This window comes from Paraglaciecola sp. IT1134, from assembly GCF_058068185.1.
On record NZ_CM176486.1, the window covers coordinates 4,955,486 to 4,971,877 of the forward strand.

9 protein-coding genes, 5 tRNA genes and 2 rRNA genes are annotated in these 16,392 nt (G+C 46.1%); 3 read left to right on the top strand and 13 right to left on the bottom strand.

The window, feature by feature from the left end; translation table 11 throughout:
- The first annotated feature begins 7 nt into the window (after positions 1-7).
- The 3 genes from AC3RV5_RS21600 to AC3RV5_RS21610 are packed head-to-tail and all read left to right on the top strand — an operon-like array spanning position 8 to position 4,415.
- Positions 8-1,768, top strand: coding sequence for an OmpA family protein (locus AC3RV5_RS21600; RefSeq protein ID WP_489729626.1), 1,761 nt, complete (start codon positions 8-10; stop codon positions 1,766-1,768).
- A 23-nt stretch (positions 1,769-1,791) separates the two neighbouring features.
- Positions 1,792-2,289: a Rab family GTPase gene (locus tag AC3RV5_RS21605; protein ID WP_489729627.1), complete on the top strand. Its 498-nt coding sequence runs from the start codon at positions 1,792-1,794 to the stop codon at positions 2,287-2,289.
- A 2-nt stretch (positions 2,290-2,291) separates the two neighbouring features.
- Entirely contained in the window at positions 2,292-4,415 is a 2,124-nt protein-coding gene (locus tag AC3RV5_RS21610) for a sensor domain-containing protein (RefSeq protein WP_489729628.1), read from the top strand.
- A gap of 103 nt (positions 4,416-4,518) precedes the next feature.
- On the opposite strand, the gene AC3RV5_RS21615 is transcribed toward AC3RV5_RS21610, so the two are convergent.
- The 13 genes from AC3RV5_RS21615 to AC3RV5_RS21675 all read right to left on the bottom strand — a co-directional run bounded on the left by AC3RV5_RS21615 (position 4,519) and on the right by AC3RV5_RS21675 (position 16,261).
- Positions 4,519-5,571 (bottom strand): aldo/keto reductase, encoded by a 1,053-nt coding sequence (locus AC3RV5_RS21615; protein ID WP_489729629.1) that lies wholly within the window; start codon positions 5,569-5,571, stop codon positions 4,519-4,521.
- Between the two features lie 279 nt (positions 5,572-5,850).
- A complete protein-coding gene (gene tuf / locus AC3RV5_RS21620; protein WP_489729410.1) occupies positions 5,851-7,032 on the bottom strand; it encodes an elongation factor Tu in 1,182 nt (393 codons plus the stop codon).
- 61 nt (positions 7,033-7,093) lie between these two features.
- Positions 7,094-7,169, bottom strand: a tRNA-Thr gene (locus tag AC3RV5_RS21625).
- Positions 7,170-7,175: 6 nt separating this feature from the next.
- Positions 7,176-7,250, bottom strand: a tRNA-Gly gene (locus AC3RV5_RS21630).
- A 37-nt stretch (positions 7,251-7,287) separates the two neighbouring features.
- Positions 7,288-7,372: transfer RNA gene (locus AC3RV5_RS21635), tRNA-Tyr, on the bottom strand.
- Positions 7,373-7,381: 9 nt separating this feature from the next.
- Positions 7,382-7,457 (bottom strand) — tRNA-Thr (locus AC3RV5_RS21640).
- A 154-nt stretch (positions 7,458-7,611) separates the two neighbouring features.
- On the bottom strand, positions 7,612-8,343 hold the full coding sequence (locus AC3RV5_RS21645) for a type III pantothenate kinase (RefSeq protein WP_489729630.1): 732 nt from the start codon (positions 8,341-8,343) through the stop codon (positions 7,612-7,614).
- Positions 8,327-9,298 (bottom strand): bifunctional biotin--[acetyl-CoA-carboxylase] ligase/biotin operon repressor BirA, encoded by a 972-nt coding sequence (birA, locus tag AC3RV5_RS21650; protein WP_489729631.1) that lies wholly within the window; start codon positions 9,296-9,298, stop codon positions 8,327-8,329. Before birA ends, AC3RV5_RS21645 begins: the two co-directional genes overlap by 17 nt.
- A complete protein-coding gene (gene murB / locus AC3RV5_RS21655; protein ID WP_489729632.1) occupies positions 9,295-10,305 on the bottom strand; it encodes a UDP-N-acetylmuramate dehydrogenase in 1,011 nt (336 codons plus the stop codon). The genes birA and murB overlap by 4 nt, the downstream gene beginning before the upstream one ends.
- 190 nt (positions 10,306-10,495) lie before the next feature.
- Entirely contained in the window at positions 10,496-10,660 is a 165-nt protein-coding gene (locus AC3RV5_RS21660) for a hypothetical protein (RefSeq protein WP_489729633.1), read from the bottom strand.
- A 1,692-nt stretch (positions 10,661-12,352) separates the two neighbouring features.
- Positions 12,353-12,468, bottom strand: a 5S ribosomal RNA gene (gene rrf / locus AC3RV5_RS21665).
- A 320-nt stretch (positions 12,469-12,788) separates the two neighbouring features.
- Positions 12,789-15,674 (bottom strand): 23S ribosomal RNA (locus AC3RV5_RS21670).
- A 511-nt stretch (positions 15,675-16,185) separates the two neighbouring features.
- Positions 16,186-16,261 (bottom strand) — tRNA-Ala (locus AC3RV5_RS21675).
- Positions 16,262-16,392: the final 131 nt, after the last annotated feature.

The window sequence follows — 16,392 nt, forward strand, 5'->3', positions numbered from 1 at the left end:
GACACGGATGTCAACTCAAGGGCCACCCATCACTGAACCAGAATCGCAAATGAAGCAACTGCGGGAGTTATTATTCGGTGAGCATAACTGCCACCTCAAACAAATATTACGCCAGGACGCGCGTCAAATAGTTACTGAGGTTTTTTCGGAGGCCTTACATGACAGGCAAGAGCAAGATGGCTCGGTAAAAACCGTTATCACACCCTTGGTCGAAAAATCTGTCGAGGTTTCCATAACCACCCATAGAGATCAATTTGTTGGTTACCTGTACCCCATAGTTGGCAGCGTAGTGCGCAAATCTGTAACGGCCTTTCTAAGTGAATTTTTAGAACGAACCAACGAGTTAATCGAAAATAGCCTAACTTTCAAAGGCTTCAGTTGGCGAATGAAAGCACGACGGGCAGGCATTCCCTATGCCCATTATGTAGCCAGTCAAACGTTTAGCTTTCGCGTCGAACAAGTAATGTTAATTCATGGCAAAACCGGACTGTTATTAAATACCGTCGCTTATGGCCAACAAGGCAGTGCAGACGCCGAACTCATTTCTTCTATGCTGACGGCCATTAACGACTTTGTATCCGACTCATTTAGACCCGCAACGGATAAGGGTGAACAACATTTAGACATAGTAAAAACCGATGATTTCACCTTAGTACTAAAAAAAGGACCAGAGGCTTTGTTGGTGGCTGCCGTGACAGGAAACATGCCACAAAAAGTGGCTGACCAATTGCAACGTAGCCTTGAAGAAATACATAGTCTCTACATCAAGCAATTAAGACAGTTTACTGGTGATATCGCGGCCTTTATCCATTGTGATCAACAACTAAATGATTGCCTGTTAGCAGAACTGAAAAATCCCCAGGTCAAACAGGCTAAAACACCTTGGATGGCATGGTGTTTAGTGATTATTCTGTTCGGTGGCCTTACTTTTTATGGCTATAAACGATGGGAGTTAAACAAGCTGTTGCAACACATATCTATGCTAAAACATCAACCCGGCATTATGATCACTGACCTCAATAGCTCAAGCTTGACTGACATCGAGCTTGAAATTTTAAGAGACCCCAGCGCTATAAATGTGCAACGTTGGCTTACTCAGCAAGCTATCCCAGTTGCCCGGGTACATATAACTGAAAAGGCCTATTTATCTCTAGAAGCAAAAATGATCCAAACCCGCTTAAGTAGGCTAATTGCCAAATACCCAAGTCTCAGTTTAACTTGGCAGCAGGCTACCCCGCAGATAAGCGGGCAGCTTGATAATCAGCAAATGCGCAATTTGCAGCTGGATATTGACCGGCTCACAGGTTTGGAAAATCGTTCCGTCCTGCTCGCTTCCGTACATTTAGTCGATAACGAAGTGCAAGATGCAGACAATGCAATTGTTGTCCAAGGTCTAATCGATTGGCAAATATCCCGTATTAACGGTACCCAAATAGGGTTTGTAAACGCCAGCAGTGAACTCAGTGCATCTGCCCAATTACAATTGACTCAATTGGCAATGCAAATCCAGGCGTTGATTAAGTTGGCCAGCGAACAGCAGTTAATGGTAAGTTTTATCATTATGGGCGCCAGTGATGCTCAGGGATCCCACGCTTTTAATGAGACGCTGAGCTTGCAACGTGCCAACCGAGTGAAATTTCAATTACAACAGTTAGGTATTGCGTCAGAGCGGCTCAATGCCATTGGCATAGGTATCATTGATGTACCCTCTATGGGGATTGGGGCACGCAAAGTGTTATTTAATGTTCTAACAGTAAAAGCAGCTTAACAGCCGTTGATATCAGGAAGTCTATGATCCATAAAAAAATATGTTTATTAGGTGCGTCTGGAGTAGGTAAAACCAGCCTGATAAAACACTATGTAGACGGTATTTTTTCCGATAAATATCTGACCTCAATAGGCGTGAAAATCGACAAGAAGATCGTTAAACTCGCCAAAGAGGAAGTACAACTGATGATTTGGGACATAGAAGGCATAGATCGTTACTGTGGTTTTCAGGCTAAATATATGCGTGGTGCCTCAGGGCTGATCATAGTCGTTGATCACACCCGTTCCCAATCTTTAGTAGAAGGCCTTGAAATTTTCAAACTGGCTCAGGATATATCCCCTATTCCCAGCATACTTGCCATTAATAAGTCTGATTTAGCCTGTTCTTGGCACTGGAATGAAAAAGAGCTGGCTGAACTGGCTAGTCCATTTACTCATACCTTACACACCAGTGCTAAGACCGGCAACAATGTGGAAGCTATGTTTCAGTCTATTGTCGACAACCTTATCAGCGAGTTATAACGGTGGATTTATCTCTGTTTAAGACCTTAGACATTATAAATTGTTGTATATTTAGGCGTGTTTCGGCTACACAATTTGACATACTTTATGCCGAACACCACTGGTTAAGTGTGCTATTACCGGAAACGTGCCAAGGTAATAGGTTTACCTACCAGTTTAATTGCGCTTTTTTGGATGAATTCCTAGCGCAAGCTGAACCGTTCTGGCAACACGCCAGCCAGGGGAAAATAGAATCGGGTATCTGGAATGAAAACATCGAGGATATGCCCCTTAAACTCAACGCCTACGCCGCTGTCGATCAAAGCCAACAATATCTGATCATTTGCAACGTACAACATGACTTTTCCAAACAACAAAAGACACTGCAAGCGGCACGAGAATTGTTGTTATCTAATGATAAAGTCGTTACTCAGCAAGAATATATTCACCAGCGTCTGGATGAGTTACTCAACCAATCCCACTCTTTGCAAAGTATCCAGCAACCCATTAGCGAAGTCGTTGAGCAAACCGAAGTTGGCGTGGTGATCCTCGATCCTGATCTTAAACCGTTAAACCAAAACCCTGCATTGTATAAAATATTCGAAACATCACATACACAGTCAGGCATCGCACCCTGCCAAATAATTTTGCAGTTATTTAAAAAACAATATCCGGAATTTGAGCGGGTCATAAGTACTGGCAGCCGCTGGGGAGGTGAGATTTTTTGGTTGCCCCTGCAAGGGCAAGGCAAGTGGTTAAAACTAGCAATTTGTCCGGTAAAAACTGAGACCCAGCAACTTACCCATTGGGTATGTATGGTGAATGATATTTCGCAAATAAAACACCTGTTGCAGAACAATGAAAAACTCACCCATTTCGACGCGTTAACCGATATTTATAATCGCCGTCATTTTTGGCAACAACTGGAACAAACAGTCGATAGCGCCGTACCCTTTTATTTATTGTACCTCGATATAAAAAATTTCAAACGCATCAACGAAATACACGGCCACTCTCGCGGCGATGACATAATTAAAGAACTGGTTGAACGGATTCGTCCGCATATTGATAATTCGGATATATTCGCCCGTATTGGCGGGGGTGAATTCGCTATTATTCAGCAGCAAACCTTTACCGAACAGCAATGTATTACCTTAGGGAAAACCCTTATCAGTGCGGCCACCCAACCCTTCTATTTAGCCAATGGTATGGGTTGTGAAATCGGTCTAAATATAGGTGCGGCAAGTTTCCCCCGGGATGCAGATGATGCTGAAGGGCTAATGAAATTTGCCGATCTTGCGGTATTTAATGCCAAAAAAGCCACCAACAGTAGCGTGCAATTTTACTCTCAGAAACTCAAAGACGCCTCAGAGCGGGTTATCGAATTAGAAAATGCGTTGCGTAGCGCCATAGTGAACAATGAATTCGAATTATATTTGCAACCTATGTTGGATCTTGCCAGTGGAAATGTCATTAAAGCCGAAGCGTTGCTGCGCTGGAATAGACCTGATGGTGTGCTGGTAGGACCGGATGAATTTATTCCTATTGCCGAGCAAAGCGGATTGATTATTCCAATCGGCAAGTGGGTCATAGCCCGGGCATGCGAGATGCTTAATGTACTTGGGGGCCAGGGTTATAATTTTAAACTCTCGGTAAATTTATCCCCTCGTCAGGTTGGCGATAGACATTTGTATGAGTTTATTCAAACGACTATAGGCAATAGCAATATTTTACCCAATCAGCTTGAATTGGAATTAACCGAAGGGGTCCTGGTTGATAATTATAACAAGGTTCAATATCTGTTAAATGCGGTCAGAAAGCTTGGTCTGAGTGTATCAATTGATGATTTCGGTACCGGTTATAGCTCGCTGTCTTATTTACAAAAATTACCCATTGACCATATAAAAATTGACCGTTCTTTTGTGCGAGACTTGGCCAGTAATGAAAATGATCAAGCTATAGTGTTAGCGATCATTGCCATGGCCCGTAGTTTAAAGCTCAACGTTATTGCTGAAGGGGTTGAAACAACGCTGCAAAAAGATTTTTTGCAGCTCAATCAGTGCAATTTAGCCCAGGGTTATCTGTTTAGCCGCCCCCTACCCTTCTCGCAGTTTTGTGCCTATCTAAAACAATCTACAGACCCGTAAAGTGAAGTAAAATCCTTATGTATACCCTAACCCAGAATGGGCATATTCATTGGCATATCCCCCTCCAGATTGACTATATTATCATTTATTGATGATGACGAATTTAAAATGGTACAGGGTAATCGTGCATAACACTTACTATATCCTTTAGCGCTTCGTCACTTAAACGGCTGCTAAAAGCTTGAATATTTTCTTTTAATTGGTTCATGGTAGTCGCGCCGATAATAGTAGAGGTTACACCGTCGACTTGATCACACCAGGCCAAGGCCAATTGTGCAGGTGTCATGTGATGGCCCGCTGCCAGCTCGACATATGCCTTAATGGCTTGGGCACTTTGCTTGGTATCACGGAATATTCCGTTGCGCTGTTCGAAGCTCCAGCGGCTGCCTTTTGGCATTTTGCCGTTTAAGTATTTACCACTAAGAGCCCCTCCAGCCAAAGGTGACCAGGGTAAATAAGCCAACTGTTCATGAATACAATTTTCAATTAGATAGGGCCAATCTTTAGTATGCAGCAAGCTGAATTCATTCTGGATAGAGACCATGCGTGGCAAGGCGTGTTTTTCACTCAGACGCAAATACTGATTAATTCCCCATGGCGTATCATTTGACAGGCCACAAAAGCGGATTTTTCCGGCTTTAACACAAACGTCCAGGGCCTGTAATATTTCCAGCATCTGGCTAGTTTCTGCCTGACTATCCACATCGGAAAATTTTACCCGTCCAGGCCAATGTTTAGCAAAATGTGGAGAGTTCCGATTGGGCCAATGTAACTGATATAAATCTATATAATCTGTTTGCAAACGCCTAAGTGATGCATCCACAGATTGGATCACAGCATCCCCAGTGATCCGGCCACCGTCACGGATATAAGATAATCCCGAACCGGCAATTTTACTGGCCAGTATGATGTCACCACGGGTGTGCGGATTTCTGGCTAGCCAATCACCGATAATGCTTTCGGTACCCCCATAAGTATCGGATGAGGGTGGCACTGGATATAACTCTGCTGTATCGATAAAGTTAATTCCCTGTGCCAGTGCATACTCAATTTGTTGATCCGCTTGCTGTTGGGTATTTTGAATCCCCCAGGTCATGCTGCCCAAACACACTCGAGATACTGATACTTCGCTGTGACCTAATGTAGAAAACTCCATTGTGCATCCTCTATTACGTTTCGCATTAATTGACTGTGACTAACATTGAAAGACTTAGGCGTTCTATTATTTATGGCTATTCAAGGTGAACCTTGAGAACTCTATTCAGTACTAGGAAGCTTAAACTATGGGGGCGTTTGATTAAAACCCTATGTATGTTTAGCAAAAAAAACCTTATAGCTGGAGCACATAAAAGGGTGAAAGCGGGGCTTTCTGACGCATTTCACAGGCATAAAAAAAGGCCACCTAGGTGACCTTTTTTATAGCTAAATTAGCTACTTAAAGAATTTTAGCTACCACGCCTGCACCTACTGTGCGGCCACCTTCGCGGATAGCGAAGCGTAAACCTTCGTCCATCGCAATCGGTGCTATCAATTCAACAACAAATTTCAAGTTGTCACCAGGCATAACCATTTCTACGCCTTCAGGAAGCTCTACAGCTCCTGTTACGTCCGTTGTACGGAAGTAAAACTGTGGACGGTAACCTTTGAAGAACGGAGTATGACGACCGCCTTCGTCTTTAGACAACACGTACACTTCAGCTTCAAACTTGGTATGCGGGTTGATGGAACCTGGCTTAGCCAATACTTGACCACGCTCAACGTCTTCACGTTTAGTACCACGTAACAACGCGCCGATGTTCTCGCCTGCACGACCTTCGTCAAGCAATTTACGGAACATTTCAACACCCGTACAGACACTTTTGGTGGTGTCTTTCATGCCGACGATTTCTACTTCGTCACCGGTTTTCACGATACCGCGCTCAACACGACCTGTTACTACCGTACCACGGCCTGAGATTGAGAATACATCTTCAATAGGTAACAAGAATGGCTTGTCGATATCACGCGCTGGCTCGGGGATATACGTATCAAGGGCTTCGGCAAGCTCAAGAATTTTCGCTTCCCATTTCTCATCGCCTTCAAGGGCTTTAAGGGCTGAACCTTGGATAACGGGTAAATCGTCGCCCGGGAAGTCGTATTCAGAAAGTAATTCACGTACTTCCATTTCAACCAACTCAAGCAATTCTTCGTCATCTACCATGTCACATTTGTTCATGAAAACGACCATGAAAGGTACGCCAACCTGACGGCCTAACAAGATGTGCTCACGGGTTTGTGGCATAGGACCGTCTGTCGCCGCTACAACCAGGATAGCGCCATCCATTTGGGCCGCACCGGTGATCATGTTTTTCACATAATCGGCGTGTCCAGGACAGTCAACGTGGGCGTAGTGACGAGCCGGTGTATCATATTCAACGTGAGACGTTGAAATGGTGATACCACGTGCACGCTCTTCAGGTGCGTTATCGATTTGATCGAATGCAGAGGCAGAGCCACCGTAGGTTTTAGCCAACACAGTAGTAATTGCCGCTGTTAAAGTGGTTTTGCCGTGGTCAACGTGGCCGATTGTACCGACGTTTACATGCGGTTTTGTACGTTCAAACTTTGCTTTTGCCATTGTCTATTCCCCAGCAAATTGTGATAAGAAGTTGTGTTTACTTAGAACTGGGGAGAGAAAGTGGTGCTGATAGGCAGATTCGAACTGCCGACCTCACCCTTACCAAGGGTGCGCTCTACCAACTGAGCCATATCAGCACTGATTGGAGCGGACAGAGGGAATCGAACCCTCATCATCAGCTTGGAAGGCTGAGGTAATAGCCTTTATACGATGTCCGCACATCTCATTTTCTCTAACCACCTCATTTTAAAAAAGTGGTGGAGGGGGCAGGATTCGAACCTGCGAAGGCTGAGCCGTCAGATTTACAGTCTGATCCCGTTGACCGCTTGGGTACCCCTCCAGAGATTGATGGTGCCGACTACCGGAGTCGAACTGGTGACCTACTGATTACAAGTCAGTTGCTCTACCAACTGAGCTAAGTCGGCACGTCATCAAGTGGGTGCGGATATTAGAGGAACATTTGAGATGGTGCAATAGGCAAGTTTGAAAAAAACGTAATTATTGTATCGTTTGCTTAAATTTACGCCTAATTAACTTTATTTTAGCCAAATAGTGGGGGCCAGAGGCAATTATTTAATTTTATAAATAATTCAACAAACCACATAAAACTAAATTTGGATGAAATACGCACTGCTCAGTCGTGTGATTTTCAAGCAATGCCTGGCCACCACCACTGATTATGATTTGATATTTATCTGCCACAGCGGCAATTTTTTGCTCCGCAGCATGAAAAAATCCAAGTGTCGCGGCGACACAACCCATATTCACACAATCAACTGTTTGTTTACCAATCAATAAATCCGCCGGAAACTGTTCGTTGGCAAAAACATGACGGGTATTGTTCACTACACTGTCACGCATCAGCGAAAAGCCCGGCGCTATCCAGCCGCCCAGATGTCGATCTTCCACCACAAAATCACAGGTATTAGCCGTGCCAAAATCCAGTACCGCAAAAGCCCCGTCAGTTAACCGACGCCCGGCAATTATGGCTAACCACCTATCGACACCAAAGGTCTGGAAATTTTCATAGGCGCAATCTATGCCAAACCCCCTAGCTGGGGTGGATACCACCAATAGAGGTGTATTCCACTGGTGGCAGATTTGTCTCAAAACCGTCACCTGATCAGTTTGCCCTACAGAGGACACCAGCACCCGGTCGCTCTGGGCTATCATAGGCGCAAGTTCTGTGACCTTAGCACAATCGAGTACTTCCATTGCGCCAAGATCTACAGCCGGCCCGGCATTGACCAAGGTGAATTTAATCTTGCTGTTACCTATGTCGATTAATAAGGCATTATTTTGATCGGACACTGATTTCTCCCCCACTAAAAGCCTGTAATTTGTCGTCTACCTGGAGTAACAGCGCACCCGTTGAGTTTATCCCTCGGCCGATGCCGGTAATGGATTTACTGCCTATTATCAGCGAGATCACTTGATTGCAATAGATATCCAAGGCCCGCCACCTTTCGACAAAGGGCTCTAAGCCATGTTGGTCAAAGCTATTGAGGGCCTTCATCAGCTCATCTAACAATAACGCTGTGATCTTATTGCGATCCACTGGCAGGCTGCTTAGCCTGGCAAGATCCACCCAGGGCTGATCAATTTCTGCTACCTGGGCGGGCAATGACATATTCAGGCCAATACCTATAATACAGTCACATGCTCCGCCCATTTGCCCTTCTACTTCCACTAGTACCCCAGCCAGCTTCTTACCTTGGGCGTAGATATCATTGGGCCATTTGAGCTGTATATCGTCGTATCCGGCCTTCTTGAGGGCCTCACACAGGGCAACGCCTACCGCCAGGCTTAATCCCCCAATTGACTGGTATCCACCCGCAAACTGCCAATACATAGACAGATAGAGACTCGCCCCATAGGGGGATACCCATTTTCTACCACGTCGCCCACGCCCAGCGGTTTGTGCCTCAGCCACACATGCATGACCGCTGATTAGCTTTCCTTTGTTGTCCTTAAGATACTGATTGGTGGAGTCAATGACGTTGAGCACCTCCAGCTGCTTGATTGTAAACTGCTGACAATGTTTGCCAATAAGATCCCTTGCTAACAATTGCATGGGAGCGGCCAATTTATATCCTTTGCCGGTAACACTGAATATGTCCAGACCTAATTCAAGCAATGATTTAATATGTTTTGACACTGCAGAGCGAGAGATACCTAACTGCTCACCTAAGGCTTCACCGGAACAGAAATTTCCCGACGCGAGTTGGGTCACTATGTGGGTTTTGATATCGTCTACTTGTTTCATAATTTTACCGGTCCATCCTTGCCTATCAGTTGCACTTCATTTTCCAAGCTGATATCAAATTCTGTCAGCACTGCCTGTTTAATGAGTCTGGCCAACGTCAACAGCTCCTGTCCCTGACCTGAGCCGATGTTTGTCAATACTAGTGCTTGTTGTGGGTGACAGCGAATACCACCCAAGGTTTTGCCTTTAAACCCCAAGGTGTCAATCAGCCAGGCAGCCGGCAGTTTTACTCTATTGTTATCCGCCGAATAATGAGGCAGAGCAGGCCATTTTTGCCTGATCAGTAAAAACTTGTCCTGAGTGACAACCGGATTTTTAAAAAAGCTACCGGCATTGCCCAGTATCTTAGGGTCCGGAAGTTTGGCGGACCGAATGGCGACGACTTTATCGAAAATATCCTGGACGGTGGGATTTACCAAGGACGCCAATTCACCATAGTGTAAAACAGGCTGCCAGGCCTTAGGGATACGGAAATAGACCTTAGTGATAATACTGCGCTGATATAGTTGGTGTTTAAAAACACTGTCCCGGTATGCAAAATGACATTGCTGGTGACTGAGGGTTTTAAGCTCGTTGGTTTGGCAGCAGACATATTCAATTTGAGCGATAAAACGTTCGACTTCAATCCCGTACGCACCAATATTTTGAATTGGCGCAGCCCCTACCGTGCCTGGGATCAATGCCAGGTTTTCAAAACCTTTTATACCCCTTGCCAGGCACCATTTGACCAAATCATGCCAACTGAATCCGCTGCCCACGGCCAGTTCAAAACTGTCAACGGTCTCATGCAGTTCGATCTCTTTAAGATTAATACGCAACACCTGACCATAAAAATCGCTGACAAAAGCCGTATTACTACCCTGACCAATGACATAATAAGGTCGGTCTTTAATGTCGCTAATAAAGCCATGTATGTCTTGAATATTACGGACATCAACAATAGATTCACAACAAGCGGGTAAGGCGAAGGTATGCAGCTTCTGAACAGATTTCAAATTTTTAGCCATCTGGAATTTTCAGCCATTCTAGCCAAGGGGAAAAAGAAAACAAAGGATTGCTTGTGCAAATGGCAAGAAGATTCAATCACTGCCAACCTGAATGTAGGTCAATACGGCTTAGGGTTCTAGAGCCAAATTTTTTAAGGCCTCATAAAGTCCTCGGCGCTTGGTAATATTCGAGCGCAGATTCTTCACTTTGTTAACCCCCCAACACAGGTGATCCCGCTTCTTGTGTACGCTGCACAGCTTGGAATAAATCCGCACTTTCATTTTGTTCTACATCGCAAACGATAATAATACCGTCAACCAGCTTGCCTATTGCTACAGCATCACTGACGGTGTTGATCGGCGGAATTTGTATCACTACACGTTAATAATGGTTACTCAGCTTGCGCAAAAAACCTGAAAATCTGGGTTTGCATATATAATCCAAGGAATCAACTGGGATGGGCCCGCTGGGCATCACAGTAAGCGGACTATTATGCACTCGACTGATGCACTCGACTGATGCATTGGCTAAAGGTCATTTGACGGCTAATGAAAATCGTTAGCCCAGGGTGGTTGGGATCGAGATTTAAAGTGTTAGCCACATTAGGGGTACGCAAATCTGCATCCAATAACAGGGGGGGTTCCCATGCGACTAAAGGACTCAGCCAGATTAGTGGCAATATTAGTTTTGCTATCTTTGTTGCCAAAACTGGTAAGCGCTATCAGTCTATTACCTAACTATCCTTCGTGACCAATACTGCGGTTCTAATGGAGCGTATCGCTTTGCGGTACAGATAATTTCGTTCTCCATGTTCAAAATTTGTAGTCTGATCAATGACTTTTTTGATCCTTCCACTTGATCTATACAGGTTTAAGGAACGGGCTTTTAGTAGTAATCATTTCGTCTAATATTAAGTGACGATTTTGCGTACGTCTACCCTCTAACGCTGTATGACTCCATGTTCGATTTAACGAGATGTATTTTTGAAAAACGCTAATCGTATACCCTAAACCTCATATACTTGGCTAAGATTATTAGAGCGCAGTGCATTCATCGACACCAGCAGACGTCTACTTGGCTATAACAATATTGTCTTAATAATTGACGACACGGTGTAGATTGGCCCCAGAAGCAGCCAATGTTGCCATGTACTCTCTTTGTTACAAAAAAATTCATTAGGTTGTGGGAGCAAAGCGTTTTGCAAAGCTTTAATGACTTGGCGTAAACAACGTCATTACCAACACACTTTTTTAAAAGAAAAGAAAACAACCGCATAGTGGCTTAATAAAGCTCAAGTGCATTCAAAAAACAAGTGTTATACCATTCGGTATAATTGACTAGTCATATTTATCCAGCCTCTTGTACACATTTTGATGACACCCTATCAATAGAAAAATGCAAAAAAGCCCCCCTTACGGATAGCCCTGTCTGTAAATGCTATTCGTGCATCGGATGCCGCGCATCGGGTGCCGCGCATCGGGTGCCGCGCATGCGACGGCCATGAATGGCGGAAGGTAGGGCAATGCAGGAGCACCGGGCTTGCGATCGAGTTGCCGAGGGGTGAAAGCGGGGCTTTCAGGAACACTGCTCCTGGCGCTTGAACGGGCGGCAAGGATGCTGCACTGGACGCAGCCCTATGGATGGGTGACATCTAGCACTTCACGATAACCACGGCTATTGCATGGGATACTCCGCATGACACCACATGGATTAGGTTAACGTGCAGAAGAACTTTCTGGCAGCCGATGTAGGCGTTAACCTCGCAGTTCGCCCAGAGATTATTCTGCGCAAGGGTGAAAGCGGGGCTCTCAGGAGCACAGCTCCTGCCGCTTGAACGACTGGCATGAATGCCAGGCTGTAACTCCGTTAGGGGGATGACTATCATCATATACGTGTTTATGTCGCTACTGATAAAGAAAAGAAAGTTTTCCTGTGGGAGTAGCACTTGCGCGGCAGCGCTTATAAGAATGGCTACCGGCCTCAAGGCCGATAACGGTGCATTGTTAACTTTATTTCAGGCAAACAAAAAAGGGCCACCCTTACGGATAGCCCTTTCTCTAAATGGGAGTCTGGCAGTGTGCTACTCTCGCATGGGGAGACCCCATACTACCATCGCCGCTAATACGTTTCACTTCTGAGTTCGGAATGGGATCAGGTGGGGCCGTATCGCTATGGCTGCCAGACAAAAAACGTGCTGATTTATCCGCGTCTTTTTGCGGTAAATTAGCGCAAGGTGAGTCGACCTGTCTATATGAAGTGTCGTGTTCATCTTGCATAAATCAATATGTAAAAGCTGAGGTAATCAATGCTAAAAAACGTTTAGTCTTACTCTGTCGATTAATAATACTTGTCATTCATACACGTCTACTATTATTTACACACTTGACCGTCGCTGCGCTTTTACTTTAGCGAGTAGATAATATGTCAGCAGGGTACCCCTGCGCTTAAGCATATTATCACGACAGCGCGATAGCGCGTTTATAAAAAGCTATTTGGGCGTTGTATGGTTAAGCCTCACGGGCAATTAGTACAGGTTAGCTCAACGCCTTACAACGCTTCCACACCCTGCCTATCAACGTCGTAGTCTTCAACAACCCTTTAGGACAATTAAATTGCCAGGGATGACTCATCTTGGGGCTCGCTTCCCGCTTAGATGCTTTCAGCGGTTATCGATTCCGAACGTAGCTACCGGGCAATGCCATTGGCATGACAACCCGAACACCAGCGGTTCGTCCACTCCGGTCCTCTCGTACTAGGAGCAGCTCCCCTCAATCATCCAACGCCCACACCAGATAGGGACCGAACTGTCTCACGACGTTCTAAACCCAGCTCGCGTACCACTTTAAATGGCGAACAGCCATACCCTTGGGACCGACTTCAGCCCCAGGATGTGATGAGCCGACATCGAGGTGCCAAACACCGCCGTCGATATGAACTCTTGGGCGGTATCAGCCTGTTATCCCCGGAGTACCTTTTATCCGTTGAGCGATGGCCCTTCCATTCAGAACCACCGGATCACTATGACCTACTTTCGTACCTGCTCGACGTGTCTGTCTCGCAGTTAAGCTGGCTTATGCCATTGCACTAACCTCCTGATGTCCGACCAGGATTAGCCAACCTTCGTGCTCCTCCGTTACTCTTTGGGAGGAGACCGCCCCAGTCAAACTACCCACCAGGCACTGTCCGCAACCCCGATAAGGGGCCAACGTTAGAACATCAAACGTACAAGGGTGGTATTTCAAGGTAGACTCCACGTCATCTGGCGACAACGCTTCAAAGTCTCCCACCTATCCTACACATGTAGGGTCAATGTTCAGTGCCAAGCTATAGTAAAGGTTCACGGGGTCTTTCCGTCTAGGTGCGGGTACACAGCATCTTCACTGCGATTTCAATTTCACTGAGTCTCGGGTGGAGACAGCGTGGCCATGGTTACACCATTCGTGCAGGTCGGAACTTACCCGACAAGGAATTTCGCTACCTTAGGACCGTTATAGTTACGGCCGCCGTTTACCGGGGCTTCGATCAAGAGCTTCTCCGAAGATAACCCCATCAATTAACCTTCCGGCACCGGGCAGGTGTCACACCGTATACGTCATCTTTCGATTTAGCACAGTGCTGTGTTTTTAATAAACAGTCCCAGCCACCATTTCACTGCGGCCGCCATTCGCTTAGAGAGCAAGTCTCATCACAAACAGCGGCGTACCTTCTCCCGAAGTTACGGTACGATTTTGCCGAGTTCCTTCACCCGAGTTCTCTCAAGCGCCTTAGTATTCTCTACCTGACCACCTGTGTCGGTTTGGGGTACGGTTATTAATATCATAAGTTTAGAGGCTTTTCCTGGAAGCATAGTATTTGCAACTTCAACACCGTGGTGTCTCGTCTCGTGTCTCAGGTTATATGTCGGTCCGGATTTACCTAAACCAACGCCCTACGCACTTTCACCTGGACTACCAACGCCAGGCTTGCATAACTTTCTCCGTCCCCCCTTCACTGATATTAACAGTACGGAAATATTAATCCGTTTCCCATCGACTACGCATTTCTGCCTCGCCTTAGGGGCCGACTTACCCTGCCCTGATTAGCATGGGACAGGAAACCTTGGTCTTCCGGCGTGGGGGTTTTTCACCCCCATTATCGTTACTCATGTCAGCATTCGCACTTCTGATACCTCCAGCAGGCCTCCCGGCACACCTTCAACGGCTTACAGAACGCTCCCCTACCACGCATAGCAAGCTATGCGTTCGCAGCTTCGGTGTATCACTTAGCCCCGTTACATCTTCCGCGCAGACCGACTCGACTAGTGAGCTATTACGCTTTCTTTAAAGGGTGGCTGCTTCTAAGCCAACCTCCTAGCTGTCTTAGCCTTTCCACATCGTTTCCCACTTAGTGATAACTTAGGGACCTTAGCTGGCGATCTGGGTTGTTTCCCTCTTCACGACGGACGTTAGCACCCGCCGTGTGTCTCCCGGATAGTACTCACTGGTATTCGGAGTTTGCAAAGGGTTGGTAAGTCGGGATGACCCCCTAGCCTTAACAGTGCTCTACCCCCAGTGGTATTCGTCCGAGGCGCTACCTAAATAGCTTTCGGGGAGAACCAGCTATCTCCCGGTTTGATTGGCCTTTCACCCCCAGCCACAAGTCATCCGCTAACTTTTCAACGTTAGTCGGTTCGGTCCTCCAGTTGATGTTACTCAACCTTCAACCTGCCCATGGCTAGATCACCGGGTTTCGGGTCTATACCTTGCAACTAAAACGCGCAGTTAACACTCGCTTTCGCTACGGCTCCCCTATTCGGTTAACCTCGCTACAAAATATAAGTCGCTGACCCATTATACAAAAGGTACGCAGTCACAGAACAAGTCTGCTCCTACTGCTTGTACGTATACGGTTTCAGGTTCTATTTCACTCCCCTCACAGGGGTTCTTTTCGCCTTTCCCTCACGGTACTAGTTCACTATCGGTCAGTTAGGAGTATTTAGCCTTGGAGGATGGTCCCCCCATATTCAGTCAGGATAACACGTGTCCCGACCTACTCGTTTTCACTTAAAGTTCGTGTTCGTGTACAGGGCTATCACCTGGTATCGCCATACTTTCCAGTATGTTCCACTCACTTACAATCAGCTTAAGGGCTAGTCCCCGTTCGCTCGCCGCTACTAGGGGAATCTCGGTTGATTTCTTTTCCTAAGGGTACTTAGATGTTTCAGTTCCCCTCGTTTGCCTCATTAAGCTATGTATTCACTTAATGATACCGCCGAAGCGGTGGGTTTCCCCATTCGGATATTTGTGGATCAAAGCATTTTGTCGGCTCCCCACAACTTTTCGCAGACTTACACGTCCTTCATCGCCTCTAACTGCCTAGGCATCCACCGTATACGCTTAGTCACTTAACCATACAACCCCAAATAGCTTCTTTAGCTTGCCCTATGCTTCACCTTCGGCGTCTCTCACTCGGTCATGTACAGACGTACATTCCCTCACTCGTTCCTCCTGCGGCTTTGCCTAGAACAACCTAACTCGCTATTTCCTCGTAGCAAACAATCATAGTCTGCACGTCGAAATAACTCGCCCTACCCTTTGGCCTTTTATCCAAAGTTAGGTGCAACTTGCGTTGCCGTTGTATGCGTGACAAGTATTCATTCAAATCAGATAGAGTAAGCTCTTAAAAGCGTTCTCTTCGTTTTGATTACTTTATCAGCTTTCCATATTGTTAAAGAACAAGGTGCACATGAAGCTCGATTTTTGAGTTCATGGGCGCAAGGTGAGTTCAACTACCTGACGATGTCAGATATTGTCCTCCTCTTGCTAAGGTCTAAAAAAACCCTAATCAATACCCGCTGTTACCAGCATTCATTCATTAAGGTTTGCTACCTTTGAGCAATTTTTCACTTCCCACCCCAAATGTGGTGGAGCCAAGCAGGATCGAACTGCTGACCTCCTGCGTGCAAGGCAGGCGCTCTCCCAGCTGAGCTATGGCCCCGCTTTACAGCAGGTCGATGTTGTCACACCGTAATCTTGTCTAATCAAGGCGAGCCTTGTATCAAAGATGCAATTCGCGGCTAGGCAAGGCGGATAACGAGGACGTGTGGTTTTCTACACGACGAGTCATCC